Source organism: Streptomyces chisholmiae, from assembly GCF_031845445.1.
Classification (GTDB): domain Bacteria; phylum Actinomycetota; class Actinomycetes; order Streptomycetales; family Streptomycetaceae; genus Streptomyces; species Streptomyces chisholmiae.
This window is the reverse complement of record NZ_JAVREO010000296.1, coordinates 1-393: the sequence shown is the minus strand read 5'-3', so window position 1 is coordinate 393 and position 393 is coordinate 1. Positions and strand designations below refer to the sequence as shown.

The 393-nt window shown below is 66.9% G+C and carries 1 protein-coding gene; it reads right to left on the bottom strand.

Annotated features, from left to right (window positions below):
• A partial coding sequence (locus RM844_RS33275; protein ID WP_311671146.1) for an LURP-one-related/scramblase family protein occupies positions 1-393 on the bottom strand: 393 nt, incomplete at both ends.

The following is a 393-nucleotide window of genomic DNA, read 5'->3' as shown; positions in this document are numbered from 1 at the left end:
ATCTCCTTGTCCGCCAGCACGATCACGCACATCGACACGGCGATGAGCAGGGAGATGTCCGCGTCCTCCCGGACCACGTCGATGCCGTACGTGTCCCGGAGCGTCAGCCAGCGCCGCGAGATCTGGGCTAGCAGCTCACCGTCGTACTCGATGGCGAACTCGCGGTCCAGGATCTTGCCGCTGACGTCAAGCTCCGTACCGTCCGCCAGGGTCACCCGGTAGTGGTTGCGGAGCAGCGAGAGCCGCTTGCGCTTGACCTTGGCGAGCTCCTCGCCGCCGCGCTCGATGAGCATCGTGTCGCGCAGGCTGACCAGCTTCTGCCGCAGCTCGACGAGGACCCGGCCGTCGGCATCCTTCAGCTCGAAGGTGTCGCGCAGCCGCATGGCCTTGCCG